Below are 20,835 nucleotides of genomic sequence, written 5' to 3'. Positions count from 1 at the left end.
GGCACTACCGGTCCAGGGTCTCCCAGGGGAACCGCGGTAGTGCGTCCACCGCCTGTTCCAGCCGCCGCGACCAGTTCTGGTGAATATCGGCATACAACGCCGAATCCGCGCCCAGCCGCAGCTGCTGGCCGATGCGCAGCTCGCCGTCCCGCAGCAGCGCCAGATCGATCGGCAGGCCCACCGACAGGTTGGAACGGATGGTGGAGTCCAGCGAGACGATCGCCGTGCGCGCGGCATCCTCCAGGTGTGTGGCCGGGCTGAGGATGCGGTCGAGGATCGGCTTGCCGTACTTGGACTCACCGATCTGCAGGTAGGGCGTTTCCGGCGAAGCAGCGATGGCGTTGCCGAGCGGGTAGATCATGTACAGCCCGGGCCGCTCGCCGGCGATCTGGCCGCCGAAGATCAGCGTGGCCTGGGTGTTGACCCCGTCATGGCCGTGTTCGCTGTGGCTGCTGTGCACCCGGCTGTCCACCAGCAGCTGGCCGACGTACTCGGCGGCTTCGAACAGATGGGCCATGTCGCGCAGGTTGGGCGTGCGCCGTTCGCCGGCATCGCGCCCCAGGCGCGACACCAGCAGCTGGGTGGTGGCCAGGTTGCCAGCCGCCATCAGCACGTAGGCTGCCTGGCCGGGGTACTCGAACACGTGCAGCTTGCGGTGCACGCGCACATCGTCCAGCGAGGCATTGGTCCGGGTGTCAGCGGCGAAGACCAGGCCCTCGTCCACCTCGATTCCAACGCAATAGGTCATGTCGGTGCCCTATCATGTGCGTCCCGGATTGTAGGCAGGCCGCCGTGACGACGGCATGTCCACGCCCCCCCAAGTGCCGTCACCTGAACCGCATGACCACCGTGCTCCTGAGCCTGGGCAGCAACGTCCAGCCCCGTCGCTACCTCCACGCCGCGGTGGCGGCCCTGCGCGAGCGCTTCGGCGCGCTGCAGGTGTCGCCCGCCTACCGTACCGCCGCGGTCGGCTTCGATGGCCCGGCCTTCCTCAACAATGCGGTGGCGATCGAAACCGACCTGCCGCTGCAGGAACTGGACGACTGGCTGCACGCGCTGGAAGACGCGCACGGGCGCGACCGCAGCGGGCCGCGCTTCTCCGATCGGACCCTGGACATCGACGTAGTGTTCTACGGCGACCTGGTGGTGGAAGGTCCCGGCCACCTGCGCATTCCGCGCCCGGAGCTGAAGCATGCCTTCGTGCTGAAGCCGCTGGCCGACATCGCGCCGGGCTTCATCGACCCGGTCAGCGGGTTGGACCTGGCAACGCTGTGGCGTGCGCACACGCAGTTTGGCGAGGCGTTCGAGGTCGTGGACCTGGAATGAGGGTGGTTGCCGGCCAGCGGTCGGCACTACCTCAACTGACCGTGCGTCCACCATCCACGCGCAGGGTGTGGCCGGTGACGAAGCTGGCTTCGGCCACCAGCCAGTAGACCGCCTCGGCGATCTCCTCGACCGTGCCGATCCGTGCCAGCGGCGTGCGTGCCAGCAGCGCTTCGCGGGCGAAATCGTCCTTGCCCTGTTCCGGCCATAGGATCGCCCCCGGCGCTACCGCATTGACCCGCACTTTCGGCGCCAGCTCCAGCGCCAGCGAGCGGGTGGCCATCTCCAGCGCGGCCTTGGCCATGGTGTAGGCGATGTGGTCGCGCATCGGGTCGGTGCCGTGCAGGTCGGTCAGGTTGACGATGCAGCCCTGCTGGCGGCGCAGGTAGGGCGCCGCCGCCTGTGACAGCAGCAGTGGCGCGCGCGCGTTGACCGCATACAGCTCGTCCATTGCCTCGGCAGTGACCTGTCCGATCGGGGTGGGGAAGAAGTTGGAGGCGTTGTTGACCAGCGCGTCCAGTCGCCCGAAGTGGGTGACGGCCTGTTCCACCAGGTCGGCCAAGGCGTCGGCGTCACGCAGGTCGGCCTGCAGCGCCAGCACGCTGCCCGGGCGCACGTTGTCGAAATCGAACGCGGCCTGCTGCAGCTCCGCGCTGGAGGTGTTGGCGTGCAGCACCACCGACCAGCCACAGGCATGGAACTGGCGGGCGATGGCCGCACCGATCCGGCGCGCGCTGCCGGTGATCAGGACCACGGGGTGGGTGTCGCTCATCGAGGGTCCTCCAAGGCTCGGCTATCCTGTGCACCATTGTCACCGCATTCGAAGACGCCATGCAGCCCACCTTCCCCCTGCCCGAAGCCGATGCCCTGGCCCACAGCGACCAGCTGGCGGCCGCCCTGCGCGCCGAAATCCTTGCGCAGGGCGGGGCGATGCCGTTTTCCCGCTTCATGGAGCTGTGCCTGTACACCCCCGGCTGGGGCTATTACAGCGCCGGCGCCAGCAAATTCGGCGGCAGTGGCGACTTCACCACCGCGCCCGAGCTCGGCAGCCTGTTCGCGGGCAGCGTGGCCAATGCGCTGGCGCCGGTGTTCGCCCAGCTGGGTACGCAGGCGCGCATGCTGGAACTGGGCGGTGGTACCGGCGCCTTCGCCGAGGCGGTGCTGCTGCGCCTGGCCGAGCTCGACGCACTGCCGTCGCGGTACGCCATCCTCGAACCCAGCGCCGACCTGCGCGAGCGCCAGCAGCAGCGCCTGCAGCAGAACCTGCCGGCCGAGCTGGCGGCGCGCGTGGACTGGGTCGACCGCCCGTTCGAGGAGGACTGGGAGGGCGTGGTGTTTGCCAACGAGGTGATCGACGCGCTGCCGACCCCGCGCTTCCTGATCCGGGATGGCGAGGTCTACGAGGAAACCGTCGAGCTGGATGCCGAAGGCAACTTCATCCGCGGCGCGCAGCCGGCCGACATCCTGCTCAATGGCGCGGTACGCCACATCGAGCGCTACCTGGAAAAGCCCTTCGCCGAGGGCTACCGCTCCGAAGTGCTGCCGCAGCTGCCGTACTGGCTGCAGGCGGTCGCCGGTGGCCTGCAGCGTGGCGCGATGCTGTTCGTCGACTACGGTTACAACCGCGGCGAGTTCTACCAGCACGACCGCGACGATGGCACCGTGCGTGCGTTCTACCGCCACCACGTGCACAACGACGTGCATCGCTGGCCGGGCCTGCAGGACATCACGGCGTCGGTGGATTTCACCGCGATGGCCGAGGCCGGCATGCACGGCGGTTTCGAGCTGGCCGGTTACTGCAGCCAGGCCAGTTTCCTGCTTGGCAACGGCCTGGACCAGGTGCTGCTGCTGGCCGAGGAACGCACCGATGAAGTGGGGCGCATCCAGCTGCGCGACCAGGTGAAGAAGTTGACCCTGCCGACGGAGATGGGCGAGCGCTTCCAGGCTATCGGCCTGCAGCGTGGCGTCGACTTCGAACCGGCCTTCGAGCTGGGTGACCTGAGCTGGCGCCTGTGAGCCACGCGTTGCCGGTGATCAAGCCGCTGCGGCGGCCCCGGCTCTGGGCCGCGCTGTGGGCGGCGGCAGTACTGCTGGTGATCGTGGTCTGCCTGATCCCACCACCGCCGATTCCGTTGCCGGAAAACAGCGACAAGGGCGAACACTTCCTCGCCTATTTCATCCTGGCCGGCAGCGCGGTGCAGCTGTTCCGTCGGGGCCGCCCGCTGCTGTGGGTGGGCGTGGGCCTGGTGCTGATGGGCATCGGCATCGAGTTCGCGCAGGGCGCACTGACCAGCAACCGCATGGCCGACCCAATGGATGCGCTGGCCAACACCATTGGCGTGCTGGCCGGCATGGCCACCGCACTGACCCCGCTGCGCGACCTGCTGCTGCGCTGGCGCGGGTGAAGGCGTGCCAACCAAGGTAGGCACCCACCCGTAGATCCACGCCATGCGTGGATGAACTGCCCGGGGTGCCGACCAGGGTCGGCACCCACCAGGACAGACCTGCCGTTACTTCCCCAGCGTGACCTCATCCAGCACCCACATCGCCGGGCGCGTGTCGCCGGTGAAGTTGATGCACAGATCACCCGTGCCCTGGGTGTCCTTCGGCAGCGTCGCACGCAGGGTCACGAAGCCATCGGCATCCGGCTTGGCCGGCAGCGGCACTTCGGCCAGCACCTTGCCGCTGCAGTCCCCACGACGCACCTGCATCTCGCCGTGGGCACGCTTGGCCTTTTCGAAACGGCGCTTGAGTTCGTCGTGGGCCAGCTGGAAATAGTATGGGATGCGGCCGGCACGGACTTCCACGCTGCCGATACCGTCCAGCTGTGCCTGCGGCCAGCGCCAGCACGGCTGGAAGATGTCCACGTTGAACACCGCACGGTTGCCTTCGCGGGGGCCATCGTCTTCCAGGCGCAGCACCAGCCCCTTCTTGCCCACGCAGCTGAGCAGTTCATCACTGCGGCGGCTGAGCAGCGATTGCGCAGTGAAGGCGGCGATGGTCGGCTTCGCGGCCAGCATCTGGCCCTGGTAGAACGCGGCGGCCTGCACGGCGGCGGGCAGCTGCGCCGTCAGCGGCTGCTGGTACAGCGGCGACTGCGCGGTCACCGGCTGTCCGTCGGTGCGGTAGCGCACCTCATAGCCCAGCGGATTGGCCAGCGAAACGGTCACCGTGTTCTTCGCGCGATCATCGGTATAGTCCACGCCTACTTCGAACGGGGTCTGCGCATAGGCCAGGCCCCAGGCACGGTAGCGCTGCAGCTGTGCCGGCAGGCGTGCGAGGAAATCGCGGAAGTCGCGGTGTTCCGGCGTGCTCCAGCCGGTCTCGGCCACGGCGGCCAGGCGCGGGAACAGGTTGTGCTGCAGGCGTGCGTAGTTGCGCGTGTGCTCGGTGAACATGTTGGCCTGCAGGCCGAGAATGTGCCCGCGCTTGTCGGCGGCCAGTTCGGCCGGCACCGGCTCGAAGTTGTACAGCTTGCCGAGGTTGACCTGGGTCGGGCGACCAGGCGGCTCGTTCTGCGAGGCAGTCTGCAGGTAATCCAGGTACAGGTAGCCGACCGGCGACATGATCACGTCATGCCCGGCACTGGCCGCAGCGAGGCCACCTTCGGTGCCCTGCCACGACATCACCGTGGCCTGCGGCGGCAGACCCCCTTCGAGGATCTCATCCCAGCCGATCAGGCGCCGGTCGTGTTCCTCCAGGAACGTCTCCAGGCGCTTGATGATGTGGCTCTGCATGGCCATCTCATCCTTGATGCCCAGTGCACGCATGCGCTGCTGCACCTGCCTGGAGGCTTCCCACTGGTCCTTCACTGCCTCGTCGCCACCCACGTGCACGTACTTGGCCGGGAACAGTTCGATCACTTCCTCCAGCACGTTCTCGAGGAAGCTGACGGTGCTGTCTTCCACGTTGAACAGGTTCGGGAACACGCCCCATTCGCTGATCGGCTTCAGCGGGGTATTGATCGAACCCAGTTCCGGATATGCGGCGATCGCTGCGGTCGCGTGCCCCGGCACATCGATTTCCGGAATCACCTGGATATGCAGCTTCGCGGCATAGGCGATCACTTCGCGGATCTGGTCCTGCGTGTAGAAGCCGCAGTACGGATGCTCCTGGCCGCTGACCGGATCGATGCCGCCATCGCCGGCCGGCAGGCGGCAGCTGCCCACCTCGGTCAGCTTCGGGTAGCGCTTGATCTCCATGCGCCAGCCCTGGTCATCGGTGAGGTGCCAGTGGAAGGTGTTGAGCTTGTGCGCAGCCATTGCGTCGAGCACGCGCTTGATCTCGTCAAGGCTCTGGAAATGCCGTGCCGAGTCGAGCATGAAACCGCGCCAGCTGAAGCGTGGCGCATCCTGGATCTGCACCGCTGGCAGCACCCCATTGCTGCCGCCGGTGGCGAGCTGGGCGAGCGTGGTCGCGCCATAGAACAGGCCGGTTTCGTTGCCGGCCTGCACCAGCACGCCCTGCGCGGTGCTTTCCAGCGTGTAGCTTTCGCCGCTGTCGCGGAAGGTGGGCACGATCTGGAAGCGGATGCTGCCGGTCTTGGCTGCAGCCTTGCCCTTGGCCAGGACCAGGCGCGGGCCACCACTGCGGGCCAGCAGGTCGGCGAACTGGGCGGCGACGCGCTGCGCAGCTTCGCCTTCGGCCTGCAGCACGGTGTCGGCGCGAACGGTGATGCCGCTGCCCTGGCCGGCCTGCACATTGCTGGGGGCGGGAATCAGCATCAGGCTGCCGGCGCGCAGCTGCGGGCCGGGTGCTTCAGCGGCAGGCGTGGGATCGGCGGCGAGTGCCGGCAGTGCCGGCAGCAGAGCGAGCAGGCTGCCCAGCAGCACTGCGCTGCGCATCCGGGCGCGGGAAGGCTTGACCATCGGAACGACTCCTTGGAACGGTGCGATGAACGCTATACATGAAAAACGCCGGGCCCGGAATGACCCAGGCCCGGCGTGCGTGCACGACTCGGCGATGTTGCCGCCGCTGGATCAGTACTTGAAGCGGAAGTTGAGGTAGTACTGGCGGCCGTTGCTGTAGAACGAGGTCGGGATGGCCGCGGTCTGGTAGTACTTGTAGGTCGGGTTGTTGAGGTTGAGCGCATCGAAGCTGATGCTCAGCCAGTCGGTGGCCTTGTAGCTCAGCGATGCCGACAGCGTGCCGAAGTCATCCTGGTAGTACGGGTTGGCACCGGACAGGCCGATCAGGAACGACGAGCGGCGCGTGTAGCTGACGCGTGCACCGAAGGTGTCGTTCTCGAAGTAGGCACCCACGTTGTAGGTGTTCTTCGAGGTGCCGAGCAGGTTGTCGGTTCCATCGGCCCAGGTGTGCTCGGTGCTGCCATCGGCGTAGGTGTAGTTGGCGTTGACGCCGAAGTACTCGCCGATCGGCTGTTCATAGGCCACTTCGATACCGCGCACCTTGCCGTCGGCATTGCGCGGGCGGGAGATGTTGTATTCCTCGAGGCGGTTGGTCAGCTCGCTGAACAGCATTTCCTTCTCGGTGCTGAAGGCCACGTAGTCCTTCAGGCGCATCGAGTACGCACCGATCGACAACATGCCGCGCGGCATGAAGTACCACTCCAGGTTGGCATCGAAGTTGGTCGACACCACCGGCTTCAGCTTCGGATTGCCGCCGCCGCCGGTACGGTTCAGGTCCGAACCGTAGGATGAAGCGCCCAAGGCCGAGAAGTCCGGCAGAGTCTGCGTCTGCGACGCAGCCACGCGCAGCACCAGATCGTCACGCAGGTCGTACTTGAAGTTGGCGCTCGGCAGCACACGGTTGTGCTTGTTCTCGAAGGCCTGGCGGGTCCAGGCACCGAACAGGCTGCTCACGTCCGGCACAGTCGAACCGGTGGCGGCCGCGTAGGTATCGATGTCCTGCTTGATGTTGACGTAGCGCAGGCCGACGTTGCCGCTCCAGCGGTCGCCGCTGAAATTGCCCTGCACGTAGGCAGCGAAGTTCTTCTCCGACACCTTCCATTCGGCGCCGTAGTTGTGGCGGCCAGTCGGGCCGTCATTGCCGGACAGCCAGGTGGAGTTGTTGGTCACTGCATCCTTCAGTGCACCTGGGGTGAAGTACCACAGGTCGCGCGGGAAGCTGCCACCGATGCCGTTGGCGAAGCCACCGGGGAAGTTGGCGGTCGCGCCGTTCTTCAGCGCATTCCAGATCGCGCCCGGGGTTGCGCCTTCCGGCGACTTGGCCTCGCGCTTGTGGTCGCCGAAGCGGGCGCCGAAATCGATCGAGTTCAGTACGCCGGCATCGGCGAAGTACTGGTTGAAATCGAGCGTGGCCCACTTTTCCTTGTCGATCGCGGTGACCTGCTGGTTGCCCCAGGTGCCGAAGTCGGTCACGCCGCCCGGACCGATGTTGCCACCGACGTTCCAGTCGATCGGCGAGCCGTTGCCATGGGTCGACCAGTTGGCGCCGCCACCGCGGGCCAGGTTGACCTCAGCGATGTACTGGCGCGGTGTATCGCCGGTGCCCTTGGTGTTGCCGGCCTGGAACTTCATGCCCAGGTTGTCGCTGATCTGCCAGTCGGCATCGAAGGTGATGTAGTTGGTCTTGGCCTTCGACTCGCGGTAGATCATGTCGTACACCGCGTAGTCGCGGTCGGCCTGGCCGGCGAAGGTGGCGTTGGTCAGTACGCCATCCTTGACGACGTAACCCGGATTGGGGGCCTGGCCCGGAATCAGGATCTTGTTGCCATTGGCATCTTCAACGGTGCGGTCGTTGAGGATGCGGCCGCCCCACAGCATGAAGTTGCGGTTGTAGTTGTTCGCCTTCAGTTCCGAGCTGAAGCCTTCCAGGCCCAGGGTCAGGTTGTCCATCGGCTTGAACTGCAGCGACACCAGGCCGCCCTTGCGCTCGCGGGTCTGTTCGAACAGGGTCGAGCCGAGCAGGCCCGGCGCGTACACGCCGGCCAGGTCCGGGTTGGACTTGGCCACGGTGCCATTCGGATCGATCTGGAAGAAGCCGCCCGGTACTTCCTGCGCTTCGCGGCGCAGCTCGCGCTTCTGGCTGAAGGCCTGCACCATCACGCCGAAGTTGCCTTCATTGTTCTTGTAGTTGAACAGCGCCGACAGCTGCGGGTCGTTCGACTTGGCCTGGTCCGAACGCACCATGCCGACCGAACCTTCTGCTGTGAACTGCTTGGAGAATTCCAGCGGCTTGCGGGTGAGGATGTTGACGGTGCCGGTGGTGCCGCCGTCCTGCAGCTTGGCCTGCGAGGACTTGTTCACTTCCACCGAGCGCACCAGTTCCGACGGCAGCAGCGAGTAGCTGACGCTGCGGCCGACGTTGTTGCCCTGGCTGAGCACGAACCAGTCGGCCGAGCCGACGGTATGGCCGTTGATCAGGGTCTGGGTCAGGCTCGGGCTGGTGCCGCGCAGGCTGACACGGTCGGCTTCGTCGAAGCCGCCTTCGTCGGCGCTGGACGAGCTGATGTTCACACCCGGCAGGCGCTGCAGGGTGTCGGCGACGTTGTGCGCGGGCAGCTTGCCCACGTCTTCGGCGGTGACCACTTCCACGCGCGCATTGGCTTCGCGCTTGGTATCCAGCGATTTTTCCATCGAACCACGGATGCCGGTGACCTGCACGGTATCCAGGTCGGTGGCGGTCTGGGTGGCCTGCTGCGCGTGCGCGCTGAAGGCGAGGCAGCTGACGATGGCGGCCGAAAGCAGGGTCTTGCGGGTGTTCATGATGTCTCTCCTCATCACTCGATTGGATGCCGGCGGCGGTGTTCGATTACGGTTGCGATGACATGCGCGGGGCGGCGGCGAAGTCCCGTGCGTTGGCGTGCCACGTACTGCGTGCTGCGATTGCGTTGAAGCCTGTTGCGGTGTCAGGCGGCCGACTGCTGCAGGTACCAGCCGGCAGCGCCGACCACGCCCAGCTGGCCGTGCTCGACCACCTTCACCGGGATGCGTGCCAGCGCTTCGCCCATCGGTCCCTTCTGCAGGTAGCGTTCGACGAAAGTGCTGGTGTGCAGGTATTCACGGATCTGCGGCAGGATGCCGCCGGCCAGGTAGACGCCACCGTGGGCGCCGTAGAACAGCGCCATGTCGCCGATGGTGCTGCCGAGCAGGCCGCAGAACACATCCAGCGCCTGGCGCGCATGTGCATCGCTGTCGGCCATGGCCGCAGCGGTGACCGCGTCGGGGCTGGCCAGGGTCGGCGCCTGGCCCTGCAGTGCGCACACCGCGCGGTACAGGTTCATCAGGCCCGGGCCGGAGATCGCGTGTTCGATCGACACGTGCGCGCGGTCGCGCTGCATGTGGCGGACGATGGCCATTTCCAGTTCGGTGCTGGCGGCCAGGGTCGGTTGCCCGGCTTCGGTCGGGAGCACGACCGGGCCGTGCGCGGTGGGGATCCACAGCGCGGCGCCGAGGCCGGTGCCGGGGCCGACCACCAGGGTCGGGCCGCGGGCGGCGGTTTCCGGTCCGCACAGGTGCAGCACGCCACTGGCGTCAACCTGCGCGGCGGCGTAGGCCACGGCTTCGAAGTCGTTGACGATGTAGACCCGCTGCAGGCCGACGTCGGCTTCCACCTGGCGCGCCGACAGCGGCCACGGCAGGTTGGCGGTGATCACCGTGCCGTCCTCGCGGGCGTAGCCGGCACTGGCGACCACGCAATGCGTGGGCCGCGGGCCTTCGCCGAGGAAGTCGGACAGGATCGCGCTGAGGCCGGCATGGTCGGCGTTGCGGTATTTGCGGTACTCCAGCACCTGCACCGGATGGGCAGCATCACCGCTGGCCTGGACCCGGGCCACGCGCACATGGGTGCCACCGACGTCGGCGGCCAGGAACGTCGGCGCGACTCGGGACAGGACATGGGCCGGGGCGGGGTGGCTGGCGGTCACGCGGGCTCCTGCTGCAGGTGGGGCCGGCCCCGGGATCGGGGGCGGCGATTGGGGCGGAGTCTGTAACCCCGCTGACAACGATGTCAACGAGTTCGTGACACTTTCGTTGCTGCATCGCAACGAATGCGACATGCAGTAAACGTTTACATGGCGTGAGTGCGGGTTTCACGTGGGAACCGTTGCCGCACATGGGCCAAGGCCTTCGGCGCATTCAGCACGATGCGTTGCGATCGGGTTGCGCAGTGCAGCACGAGGTTCACAGGGCTGCGCGTGGAAGTTGACAAACCGCGGCTGTCCATCGAAAGAATGTGACAACGTTGTTCCCAGCCACTCTCCGACGCCGCGTTCTGCGGCCGTCGCCGCAGGAGCCCTCCTGATGTCCGCCGTCCCCGCTGCAAGCGCGCGCCCGAACGTGGCCACCTCCATCGCCATCGTTGGCGTGTTGTTCTTCCTGATCGGCTTCTTCACCTGGCTCAACGGCCCGCTGATCACCTTCGTCAAGCTCGCCTTTGAACTCAGCGAGGTCGGCGCCTTCCTGGTGCTGATGGTGTTCTACCTGTCCTACTTCTTCCTGGCCCTGCCGGCGTCCTGGATCCTGCGCCGCACCGGCATGAAAAAGGGCCTGAGCCTGAGCCTGCTGGTGATGGCCGGTGGTGCTGCGTTGTTCGGTGAGTTCGCCACCCAGCGCTGGTACCCGGGCGCGCTTGGCGGCCTGTTCGTGATCGGCAGCGGCCTGGCCCTGCTGCAGACTGCGATCAACCCCTACATCTCCATCCTCGGCCCGATCGAGACGGCGGCACGCCGCATCGCGCTGATGGGCATCTGCAACAAGATCGCCGGCATGCTGGCGCCGGTGCTGATCGGCACGCTGGTGCTGCACGGCATCGGTGACCTCGATGCACAGGTGCAGGCCGCAGATGCGGTCACAAAGGCCGCGCTGCTGAACGAGTTTGCCGCCAAGATCCACACCCCGTACCTGGCGATGGCTGCGCTGCTGGTGCTGCTGGCGGTGGCCGTGCTGTTCTCGCCGCTGCCGGAAATCAAGTCGTCCGAAGCCAACGCCACGCCGGCGGCTGCCGGTGCCGCCGAGCGCCGCAGCATCTTCCAGTTCCCGCACCTGTGGCTGGGCGTGCTGTGCCTGTTCGTCTACGTGGGCGTGGAGGTGATGGCCGGTGATGCGATTGGTACTTACGGGCATGGCTTCGACCTGCCGCTGGACCAGACCAAGATGTTCACCTCGCTTACCCTTGGCGCGATGCTGGTCGGCTATGTGGTCGGCCTGCTGTTGATCCCCAAGGTCGTTTCGCAGTCGCGCTACCTGACCATTTCGGCGGTGCTGGGCGTGGTGTTCTGCCTGGGCGCCTGGGCCACCCACGGCTATGTATCGGTGGCCTTCGTGGCCCTGCTGGGCTTCGCCAACGCCATGATGTGGCCGGCGATTTTCCCGCTGGCGATCCGCGGCCTGGGCCGCTTCACCGAGACCGGCTCGGCCCTGCTGGTGATGGGCATTGCCGGTGGCGCGATCATTCCGCAGCTGTTCGCCGTGCTCAAGCAGCACATCGACTTCCAGCTGGTGTTCGTGTTGCTGATGGTGCCGTGCTACCTGTACATCCTGTTCTACTCGGTGGTCGGCCACCGCGCCGGCCTGCCGCAGGACAAGGCCTGATCGGCGATGATGGACGGCAGCCAACCCCAGGGAAAACCCATGCGCAGAGCGACCATCAAGGACGTTGCGGAAAAGGCCAAGGTCTCGCTGAAGACGGTCTCGCGGGTGATCAACAACGAGCCTTCGGTGATGCAGGCCACCCGTGCGCGGGTGCTGCGTGCCATCGCTGAACTCGATTACGAACCCGATCCATCCGCGCGCAACCTGCGCAGCGGCACCACCTTCGTGATCGGGCTGGTCTACGACAACCCGAACCCGTACCACATCATCGGCGTGCAGAACGGCGTGCTGGCCGCGTGCCGCGAGACCGGTTTCGGCCTGCAGATCCATCCCTGCGATTCCAGCTCGCCGCTGCTGGCCGATGAGCTGGCCGACTGGGTGCAGCGTTCGCGCCTGGCCGGGTTGGTGCTGACCGCACCGATGTCCGAGCGCCGCGACCTGATCCAGGCACTGACCGCGCGCGGCATCAAGCTGGTGCGCATCATTGCCGCCACCGAAGACCCGGCCGACGGCGCCTGCGTGTTCGTCGACGACCGCGAGGCCGCCTACGAGATCACCGAGCACCTGATCCAGCTGGGTCACCAGCGCATCGGCTTCCTCTGGGGCGGCATCTCGCACCGCTCATCGGGCGAGCGCTATGCCGGTTACGAAGCCGCACTGAAGGACTACGGCATGACCGTGGACAAGCACCTGGTGGTGCAGGGTGACTACACCTTCGACGACGGTTTCCGGGGCGCACGCCGCCTGCTGGCGCTGCGCGAGCCGCCCACGGCCATCTTCGGTTCCAACGACGAAATCGCCGCCGGTGTGCTGGCCGCCGCCAAGTCGGCCGGCATGAACGTGCCGTATGACCTGTCCATCGCCGGTTTCGAGGACAGCCCGTTCTCGCGCCAGTCGTGGCCGCCGCTGACCACCGCCAAGCAGGCCACCGAAGACATCGCCCGCCACGCCGCGCGCCTGCTGATCGCACAGCTGCGCAGCGACGCCTATGACGATGCGCCGGCACCGCTGCACAACCAGGGCTTCGTGCCGCAGCTGGTGGTGCGCGGTTCGACCGCGCCGATGCGCCCGGCCGGCGCACGCCCCCTTCCTTCCGATCCTGCCTGAGCCTGCCATGTCGCTGTCAGACCCCACGTCCACCCTGATGTTCGCCGAGGCCGCTGAAGCGGCCGACGTGGTCGCGCGCCAGTTCTCGCGCAACCACGCCACCATGGAAACCCTGGCCGCCAGCCTGCGTGCGGCGCCGCCGCCGTTCGTGGTCACCTGCGCACGCGGCAGCTCCGACCATGCCGCCACCTATGGCAAGTACCTGCTGGAAACCCAGCTGGGCCTGGTGGTCGCATCGGCTTCGCCGTCGGTGGGTTCGGTCTATGCCGCACCGCTGCAGCTGCGTGACGCGCTGTTCATCGTCATCTCGCAGTCGGGCAAGAGCCCGGACCTGCTGCGCAACGCGGAAGCTGCCAAGGCCGCCGGCGCGCGCGTGATCGCACTGGTCAACGTCGAGGATTCGCCGCTGGCGCAGCTGGCCGATACGGTCATTCCGCTGCACGCCGGTGCCGAGAAGAGTGTGGCGGCGACCAAGAGCTACCTGGCGTCGCTGGCTGCGCTGCTGCAGCTGGCTGCCTACTGGAAGCAGGACGCAAGCCTGCGTGCGGCGCTGGACCTGCTGCCGGACGCGATGCGCGAGGCCTGGCAGTGCGACTGGACGCCGGTGACCGAGGGCCTGGTCGAGGCGACCAACCTGTTCGTGCTCGGCCGTGGCCTGGGCCTGGGCGCGGCGCAGGAAGCCGCGCTGAAGTTCAAGGAAACCTGCAGCCTGCATGCCGAAGCCTACAGCTCGGCTGAAGTGAAGCATGGCCCGATGGCGCTGGTCGACCGCGGTTTCCCGGTGCTGGCCTTTGCCCAGCCGGATGAAACCGGCGCCGGCACCCGTGCCGTCGTCGAGGAATTCACCGCGCGCGGTGCACAGGTGTGGATGGCCGGTGCCGGTGGCAACCTGCCGGTAGCGGCCGCTCCGCATCCGCTGTGCGCACCGCTGCTGACAGTGCAGAGCTTCTACCGCGCGATCAACGCGCTGGCGCTGCGTCGTGGCTTCAACCCGGATCTGCCGCCGCACCTGAACAAGGTCACGGAGACGGTGTGATGGCCACGGTCCTGCGCAATGCCCGCATCCTGGCAGGCGACGAATTCCGCGATGATCTGGCGGTGGTGATCGAGCACGGCCGCATCAGCGCGCTGCTGCCCGATGCAGCGCCGCAGCTGGGCCAGGCCGCCGAGCAGGTTGATCTGGGCGGTGGCTGGCTGCTGCCCGGTTTCATCGATGTGCAGGTCAATGGTGGCGGCGGCGCGCTGTTCAACAACACGCCGGACGTGGCGGCACTGCGCACTATCGCGCAGGCGCACCGCCGCTTCGGTACCACCGCGATGCTGCCGACGCTGATCAGCGACGACGTGGGCGTGATGCGTGAAGCCATCGATGCGATGCGCGAGGCGATCGCGCAGGGTGTGCCAGGCGTGATCGGCATCCATCTGGAAGGACCGTACATCGCGCCGGCCCGCAAGGGTACGCACGATGCCAGCAAGTTCCGTGTGCCAGACGAAGCAGAGATCGCGCTGGCCGCATCGCTGGACAACGGTGTGACACTGCTGACGCTGGCACCGGAACGCGTGCCGCTGGAGACCATTCGCGCGCTGGTCGAGCGCGGCGTGGTCGTTGCCGCTGGGCATACCGCAGGCACCTACGAAGAGATCCGCGCCGGTCTGGATGCAGGCGTGCGTGGCTTCACCCACCTGTACAACGCGATGTCGCCGCTGCAGGGCCGTGAGCCCGGCGCGGTGGGCGCTGCGCTGGAAGACCGCGACAGCTGGATCGGCATCATCGTCGATGGCGTGCATGTGCATCCGGCCAGCCTGCGCGTGGCGCTGGCAGCCAAACCGCGTGGTCGCCTGCTGCTGGTCACCGATGCGATGCCGCCGGTTGGCGCCGACGATCCCAGGTACGTGCTGTACGGCGAAACCATCACCGCCATCGATGGCGTGGTGCGCAATGCCGCCGGTTCGCTGGCGGGCTCGGCGCTGGACATGGCCACCGCGGTGCGCAACACCGTGCAGCTGCTCGGCCAGCCACTGGCCGAAGCCGCGCGCATGGCCTCGACCTATCCGGCGCAGTTCCTCAACGTCGACGACCGCCTCGGCCACATCGCCGAGGGCTACCAGGCCGACCTGGTGCTGCTGGACGATGCCCTGCAGGTGCGTGGCACCTGGATTGCCGGACAATACGAGGCCGCTTGATGAACAGTATGCCGCCGCGCCGCCTGGGCTCGATCGATGCCCTGCGCGGCATCACCGTGGCGGCAATGCTGCTGGTCAACAACCCGGGTGACTGGAGCGCGGTGTTCGCGCCGCTGCGTCATTCGGAATGGCATGGCTGCACGCCCACCGATCTGGTGTTCCCGTTCTTCCTGTTCCTGGTGGGCGTGTCGATGGCCTTCAGCGTGGCGCCACGCGCGCTGGACACGGCGGCGCGACCCGCGTTGGCGCGCGGCGTTCTGGAGCGCGCACTGCGCATCCTGGTGGCCGGTGCGTTGCTGCACCTGCTGATCTGGTGGGCGCTGGATACCCATCACTTCCGCATCTGGGGCGTGCTGCAGCGGATCGCGGTATGCGCGGCGCTGGTGGGCGTGCTCGCGGTGTATGCGCGTCCGCGCATGCAGGCGGGCGTGCTGGTTACGTTGCTGGTGGGGTACACGGTGCTGCTGCTGGGCATCGGTGACCTGGCGCCATGGACCAACCCGGCCAGCCGCCTGGATACCGCACTGTTCGCACCGTGGATCTATCAATGGCACGCTGACACCGGGCTTGGCCATGACCCGGAAGGGTTGCTGAGCACGCTGGGTGCGCTGGCCAGCACGGTGCTTGGCCTGCTCGCCGGTGGCCTGCTGCGCAACGGGCGTTCGGCGGCATTGGCCGGGCTGGGCGTGGCGACCGCTGTGCTCGGCCTGTTGCTGGCCATCGTGTTGCCGCTGAACAAACAGCTGTGGACGCCCAGTTACGTGCTGTGGACGGGCGGTCTTGCGGCACTGGCGCTGTGGCTGGGCCACGTGCTGATCGACCAGAAGGGCTGGCCCGCGCTGGGCCGGCGCTTCGGGGTCAATGCAATCACCGCCTATCTGGGCGCATCGGTGATGTCGGTGGTGTTGATGGCGACCGGCGCCTGGGGCTGGATCTGGCAGCATCTGGCCACGGCGATGCCGCAGGCGCTGGAACTGGCGTCGATGCTGCAGGCGCTGGTGTTCGTCGCACTGTGGTGGGGCGTGGCGTGGTGGCTGGACCGGCGGAAGATCTATCTGAAGATCTGACCCCATCCGCCAACGGCATCCACGCATGGCGTGGATCTACCAGGTGCCATGAGTGAATCGATTGGCGATGCAGGGTCAGTAGATCCACGCCATGCGTGGATGCTTTGCGCGTGATTCCCAAGTGCCGAAAAAATGAACGATTTCAGCCACGTCACATTGGCGTGAGGACCGGGCGATTTCACATCTGAACTGTGATTCTCCGCACGCAAGTTCACCTGTCGAAACGGTTCACCACACGGCAGACTGCAAGCGCAGTGCCGCACATACGCAGTTCCTGATTTCCCGTCCAGGAGTGCCCCATGTCCCGTGCCGTTCCGCGTGCGTTCCGCCCGCGCCGCCTTGCTGTTTCCGTGTTGCAGGCCCTCGCCGTTCCCTCCCTGCTTCTGACGACCGCCAGCGTCGCCTGGGCCGGCTGTAACAACCCGGCACCGACCGCCGGCCAGACGGTCACCTGTGATGCCAACGCACCGAATCCGCAGATCACTCCCGTTACCGCCAGTGGCGCGGCTGGCGTCACCGTCAACGTCGGCAATGGTGCCCAGTTGCAGCAGAGTGGTGGTGGATCGGCTCTCGCGCTGGTCGGTGCCGGTGGTCACCTGCTGTCAAACCAGGGCGCGATCAGTTCGGTGGGCGGTGTGGCCGTGCAGCTTGGGGGTGGCAGCCGCGTCGACAACACCGGCAGCATCAGCGCCGGCAACAACATTGCCCTGCAGTTCATCGGCGCAAGCGACAGCGTGCTGGTCAATCGGGGAACGATCAGTGGTCAGACCGGCGTGCAGTTCGATGCGGGCAACGATCGCCTCGAGATGCAGGCCGGCAGCATCACCGGAGGCGTACTGCAGGGCGATGGAAACGATGTGCTGCTGCTCAGTGACGGCACGATCGACAGCGTCGACCAGGGCGGTGGCGATGACCAGATGACTGTCACCGGCGGCACCGTCACCGGCGTGGTGGTGCAGGGCAGTGGCCGCGATGATTTCGTCATGAGTGGCGGCACGATCGGCGCGCTGCAGCAGGGCGACAACATCGATACCTTCCGCATGAGCGGTGGCCGCATCGTCGGTGCGTTCGAGGATGGCGACCAGGCCTGGATGACCGCTGGCCGCATCGGCCGCGTCAACATGAAGCTGGACAAGAATCTGTGGGATCAGTCCGGCGGCATCGTTGAGGGCAACGTGGTCACCGGCTTCGACACCGACACCATCATCATCTCGGGTACGGCCTACATCGGCGGCAACATCAGTGTCAGTGGTGGTGCCGACAGCGTGACCATCACCGATGGCACCGTGCGCGGCCAGGTACTGCTCAGTACCGGCAACGACACCTTCAACTGGAACGGCGGCGGCATCGTCTACGGCGCGATCGACATGGGGCCGGACAACGACGTGGCCAACCTCAGCAACCTCAACCAGGGCAACCTTGGTGCAGTGCCGCTGTTCGACGGTGGCAGTGGCATCGATCAGCTCAACTTCAACAACGTCAAGGCTGCGGGCGTGGGACGCTTCCAGAACTGGGAGACAATCAGCCTGGCCAACAGCACCGAGCTGACCTTCGATGGTGATCTGGTGCTGGGTGACAGCGGAACCGGCACCGGCACGCTCACGGTGGATGACACCAGCACTGTCTACGCGGGCAGTGGCGGCTATGCCGTCCGTCCGTTCAACAGTGGCACACTGGTGGAGATGGTCAATGCCGGGCGCATCGACCTGACCGGTACCGGCGCTGGCGACGTGTTCACAGTGCGTGGCAACTACCGCGGTGACGGCGGTGGCCTGTACCTGCGTACCGTGCTCGGCGCGGACAATTCCACCAGCGACCGCCTGGTGATCGATGGCGGTACCGCCACCGGCACCACCGGCATCGGCGTGCTCAATGCCGGCGGCAGCGGCGCGGCCACGCTGGCCGATGGCATCCTGGTAGTGCAGGCGTTGAATGGTGGCCGTACCGCGCCGGGCGCGTTCTCGCTGTTCGCACCGGTCGCAGCCGGTGCCTACGAGTACTTCCTGTTCAAGGGCGGTGTCAGTGCCGGTACCAGCGAGAACTGGTACCTGCGCTCGACCGTGGTGGCCGGCCCGGCACCGGCGCCCAACGGAAGCGGTATCAATGGCGTGCCGCCGCCGCCGACGCCACCCGTCGCACCCCCACCACCGATCACCCCGGCACCGCCACCGCCGCCCGAAGGTGCCACCGATCCGGATCTGACCGCAGGCGAGACCGCGCCGCCACCACCGCCGCCGGAACCCGTGCCGGTGGCGCCGCCCAGTGATCCGGCGGTGCCGGACGTACCGGTGGCGGGTGGCAGCCTGCCCGGTACCGGTGCGCCGCCGACGCCGGGTGCACGCCCCGCCGAGGGCGCAGTGGTGCCGCTGTACCGCGTGGAAACCGCCACCTACGCCGTGGTGCCGCCGCTGCTGCGCGAGACCTCGCTGGCCAGCCTCGGCACGTTCCATGAGCGGCAGGGCGAACAACGCCTGCTGTACAACCAGGGCGCATTCCGCACCGCGTGGGGCCGGTTGGTGGGGCAGAGCAGCGAGATCCACTGGAAGGGTGATGCGAAGCCCGGCTTCGATGGCGATGTGATGGGCCTGCAGGCCGGTCTGGATGTGTGGGCCGCAGCGTCTGACAATCATCGCAACCAGATCGGCGTGTTCGTCGGCCGCACCCGCGCGCAGGGCAAGACCACCGGCCTGGCACTCGGCTGGGAGAACGTGCAGGTGGGGCAGAACCGCTTGGACGACAAGCACGTGGGCCTGTACTGGACGTTCACCGACAGCAGCGGGGGTTACATCGACGCCGTGGCGATGCAGAGCCGCTACGACGGCCGCGTGCGTTCTTCGCGTGGACTCGGCTTCGGGATCAAGGGCGATGGCACCAGTGTGTCGGTGGAGGCGGGCAAGCCGCTGCTGCACCTCGGTCAGTCCGTATGGTGGCTGGAACCGCAGGTACAGGTGATCTGGCAACGCACCGCGCTGGACGACCGCCGCGATGAAGTATCGAGCGTGCGTTTCGACAACGACAATGCCTGGACCGGCCGCATCGGCCTGCGCCTGGCCGGCGACTACCAGTTGGCCGACAACGGCTGGCAACCGTACTTCAAGCTCAACTACTGGCATGGCCGTTCCGGCGAGGACCGCGTCAGCTTCGACAACGACACGATCATCAATTCGCAGCGCTCGCGTGCACTGGAAGCCGGCGTAGGTGTGGTCGGGCGCTTCAACCGCACCATCAGCGCGTACGCCGTGGCCGACTACACGCGCGAACTGGGCAGTGACCGCAACGAGAAGCGCCGCATCATCGAAGGCAACATCGGGCTGCGCGCGGACTGGTAGCGCCGGGTAGGGATTTCATGACCCGCTCTGCGAGGTGTCGACCTTGGTCGGCACAGATTCCACCGGCGCCATGACCTTGCTCTGGTAGGTGCCGACCTTGGTCGGCACGACTCTCTCCGCTGCCATGACCCTGTAGAGCCGAGCCATGCTCGGCTGCTTCGGTCCACTCCCACAGAGCCGAGCATGGGCTCGGCTCTATAGAACAACGGTGCGTGGCGAGATCGATCCCGCCACGGCTATCCTATGGCTTCGATACATGACAAGGAGTCGTCGATGCTGGATCTAAGGAATGTTCGTGCCGCCATGCTCGCCACGCTGCTGCTTTCATCTGCGGCCGCTGTTGCAGAGGAAACAGTGGAGCTGCCGTCGCCCGAAGCGCGTGAGCAGATGCTGCAATTGTTGGAAACCCAGTCCTTGTACCGTGGCCGCGTCGATTGGAACGACGTGCGCGCACGCCTGAACGCCGCAGGCGATGACCGCGCACAACAGCGCCGTGTTCTGGATGAGGCCGCCGCACGCAGCAGCGGAGGCCACGGCCGTTGGTTTTCACCAAGCGAGCAGCGTCAGCGCTCCGAACGTGCTCAGCGCTTGAATGCCGCTCAGGCGACCGACCTCGCTGCCCCCAGACACGCCAATCCCCGCATCGGCGTGCTGCGGGTGAGCCCCTTCGTGGAAGACCTGCAACGCAGCGAAGCGGAACGTTATGAAGCACGCAAGGTCTACGCGCTGGCGTTGCAGGAGCGTATCGCTGGCCTGGATGACGGCATGCGGTGCGGCTGGGTAGTGGATGTAAGCAGCAATGGCGGCGGCAACATGTGGCCGATGTTGTTTGGTTTGTTGCCATTGCTGCATGGAACGCCGGATACGCAGGGAGCGTTGATCGGCGCTTTCCGTAGTGCCAATGGATTGCTGTGGTGGCGGCAGGCGGAAGGTGAAGTCGTGCAAGGCAACGCATCGATGCTGCGTTCACGACAGGGCGCGTATCGGCTGCGTGCGGGCACGGCACCGGTGGCGGTGGTGATGGGGGCAGGCACTGCCAGCTCCGGCGAAGCAGTGGCACTCGCGTTTCGAGGGCAACCAGGGAGTCGTAGTTTCGGTCAGCCGAGCGCGGGCTTTTCTACCGGCAATCGACCGACGACGCTGGTGGACGGTACCACCTTGCTGTTGACCCACAACGTCATGACCGACCGTAACGGCCAGGGCGACGGTGGCAGGATGCAGCCGGATCAGGCTACCCCCAGCGGACCGGCCACCCTTGCCGCCGCCCAAGCCTGGCTGCTGGTCCAGCCTGCCTGCCAGGGCAGCTGATCC

General features: G+C 66.7%; 15 protein-coding genes. 10 read left to right on the top strand and 5 right to left on the bottom strand.

Annotated features, from left to right (window positions below; genetic code table 11):
* Positions 1-4: 4 nt before the first annotated feature.
* Positions 5-748, bottom strand: coding sequence for a proteasome-type protease (locus R1L06_RS13490; protein WP_317217946.1), 744 nt, complete (start codon positions 746-748; stop codon positions 5-7).
* Positions 749-840: 92 nt separating this feature from the next.
* Between R1L06_RS13490 and folK the strand changes: the two genes are divergently transcribed.
* Positions 841-1,326 carry a 2-amino-4-hydroxy-6-hydroxymethyldihydropteridine diphosphokinase gene (gene folK, locus R1L06_RS13485; protein WP_279913957.1) on the top strand — a complete coding sequence of 162 codons (486 nt, stop codon included), beginning with the start codon at positions 841-843 and terminating at the stop codon, positions 1,324-1,326.
* A 31-nt stretch (positions 1,327-1,357) separates the two neighbouring features.
* Here folK and R1L06_RS13480 read toward each other — a convergent pair whose 3' ends face one another.
* Positions 1,358-2,095: a pteridine reductase gene (locus tag R1L06_RS13480; RefSeq protein WP_107432622.1), complete on the bottom strand. Its 738-nt coding sequence runs from the start codon at positions 2,093-2,095 to the stop codon at positions 1,358-1,360.
* A gap of 59 nt (positions 2,096-2,154) precedes the next feature.
* Between R1L06_RS13480 and R1L06_RS13475 the strand changes: the two genes are divergently transcribed.
* Together R1L06_RS13475 and R1L06_RS13470 are read left to right on the top strand one after the other, a co-directional pair.
* The gene (locus R1L06_RS13475; RefSeq protein WP_071229509.1) at positions 2,155-3,339 is read left to right on the top strand and encodes a class I SAM-dependent methyltransferase; all 1,185 of its coding nucleotides are present in this window, start codon (positions 2,155-2,157) and stop codon (positions 3,337-3,339) included.
* Positions 3,336-3,728, top strand: a complete 393-nt coding sequence (locus R1L06_RS13470; RefSeq protein ID WP_317217945.1) for a VanZ family protein — start codon at positions 3,336-3,338, stop codon at positions 3,726-3,728. The genes R1L06_RS13475 and R1L06_RS13470 overlap by 4 nt, the downstream gene beginning before the upstream one ends.
* Before the next feature lie 105 nt (positions 3,729-3,833).
* Here the strand turns inward: R1L06_RS13470 and R1L06_RS13465 are convergent, their stop codons facing one another.
* The 3 genes from R1L06_RS13465 to R1L06_RS13455 all read right to left on the bottom strand — a co-directional run bounded on the left by R1L06_RS13465 (position 3,834) and on the right by R1L06_RS13455 (position 10,171).
* On the bottom strand, positions 3,834-6,191 hold the full coding sequence (locus R1L06_RS13465; RefSeq protein ID WP_317217944.1) for a beta-N-acetylhexosaminidase: 2,358 nt from the start codon (positions 6,189-6,191) through the stop codon (positions 3,834-3,836).
* 111 nt (positions 6,192-6,302) lie between these two features.
* The gene (locus tag R1L06_RS13460) at positions 6,303-9,011 is read right to left on the bottom strand and encodes a TonB-dependent receptor (RefSeq protein ID WP_317217943.1); all 2,709 of its coding nucleotides are present in this window, start codon (positions 9,009-9,011) and stop codon (positions 6,303-6,305) included.
* Between the two features lie 143 nt (positions 9,012-9,154).
* Positions 9,155-10,171 (bottom strand): glucokinase family protein, encoded by a 1,017-nt coding sequence (locus tag R1L06_RS13455; RefSeq protein WP_317217942.1) that lies wholly within the window; start codon positions 10,169-10,171, stop codon positions 9,155-9,157.
* 376 nt (positions 10,172-10,547) lie between these two features.
* Here R1L06_RS13455 and R1L06_RS13450 point away from each other — a divergent pair, with 376 nt between their 5' ends.
* From R1L06_RS13450 to R1L06_RS13420, 7 genes are all read left to right on the top strand, one after another.
* Positions 10,548-11,837, top strand: a complete 1,290-nt coding sequence (locus R1L06_RS13450; RefSeq protein ID WP_071229512.1) for a sugar MFS transporter — start codon at positions 10,548-10,550, stop codon at positions 11,835-11,837.
* 39 nt (positions 11,838-11,876) lie between these two features.
* Positions 11,877-12,944, top strand: a complete 1,068-nt coding sequence (locus tag R1L06_RS13445; protein ID WP_006391719.1) for a LacI family DNA-binding transcriptional regulator — start codon at positions 11,877-11,879, stop codon at positions 12,942-12,944.
* 7 nt (positions 12,945-12,951) lie between these two features.
* Positions 12,952-13,980, top strand: coding sequence for an SIS domain-containing protein (locus tag R1L06_RS13440; RefSeq protein WP_317217941.1), 1,029 nt, complete (start codon positions 12,952-12,954; stop codon positions 13,978-13,980).
* Entirely contained in the window at positions 13,980-15,128 is a 1,149-nt protein-coding gene (gene nagA, locus R1L06_RS13435; RefSeq protein WP_317217940.1) for an N-acetylglucosamine-6-phosphate deacetylase, read from the top strand. Before R1L06_RS13440 ends, nagA begins: the two co-directional genes overlap by 1 nt.
* A complete protein-coding gene (locus R1L06_RS13430; protein ID WP_317217939.1) occupies positions 15,128-16,195 on the top strand; it encodes an acyltransferase family protein in 1,068 nt (355 codons plus the stop codon). The genes nagA and R1L06_RS13430 overlap by 1 nt, the downstream gene beginning before the upstream one ends.
* A 299-nt stretch (positions 16,196-16,494) precedes the next feature.
* Positions 16,495-19,524 carry an autotransporter family protein gene (locus R1L06_RS13425; RefSeq protein ID WP_317217938.1) on the top strand — a complete coding sequence of 1,010 codons (3,030 nt, stop codon included), beginning with the start codon at positions 16,495-16,497 and terminating at the stop codon, positions 19,522-19,524.
* Between the two features lie 273 nt (positions 19,525-19,797).
* On the top strand, positions 19,798-20,832 hold the full coding sequence (locus tag R1L06_RS13420; RefSeq protein WP_317217937.1) for a S41 family peptidase: 1,035 nt from the start codon (positions 19,798-19,800) through the stop codon (positions 20,830-20,832).
* Positions 20,833-20,835: the final 3 nt, after the last annotated feature.

Source organism: Stenotrophomonas mexicanensis (genome assembly GCF_032911605.1).
Taxonomy (GTDB): Bacteria; Pseudomonadota; Gammaproteobacteria; order Xanthomonadales; family Xanthomonadaceae; genus Stenotrophomonas; species Stenotrophomonas maltophilia_A.
Note: the sequence above shows the minus strand (reverse complement) of the source record. Positions and strands in the feature narration are given on the sequence as shown.